Below are 253 nucleotides of genomic sequence, written 5' to 3'. Positions count from 1 at the left end.
CTTCTTTTTTTTTTCCTTTTTTCTTTTTCTCTTCTTCTTCCTTTCTCTTTTTTCTTCTTCTCTTTTTTTCTTTTTTTTTTTCTTTCTTCTTTTTTTTTTTTTTTTTTTTTTTTTTTTTTGTTTTTTTTTTTTTTTTTCTTTTTTCTTTTTTTTCTTCTTTTTTTTTTTTTTCTTTTTTCTTTTTTTTTCTTTTTTTTTTTCTCTTTTTCTTTTTTTTTTTTTTCTTTTTTCTTTCTCCCTTTTTTTTTTTTTT

At 15.0% G+C, this 253-nt stretch carries 1 protein-coding gene; it reads right to left on the bottom strand.

Features of this window, described 5'->3' with window-relative positions; all coding sequences use genetic code 11:
• Positions 1 to 253 (bottom strand): hypothetical protein (locus tag MTCD1_RS23760; protein ID WP_200818695.1); only part of this gene is annotated, 253 nt, incomplete at both ends.

Origin of the sequence: Colwellia marinimaniae (assembly GCF_002207865.1) — a bacterium.
GTDB classification, from domain to species: Bacteria; Pseudomonadota; Gammaproteobacteria; order Enterobacterales; family Alteromonadaceae; genus Colwellia; species Colwellia marinimaniae.
This window is presented reverse-complemented; position numbering and strand designations above follow the sequence as displayed.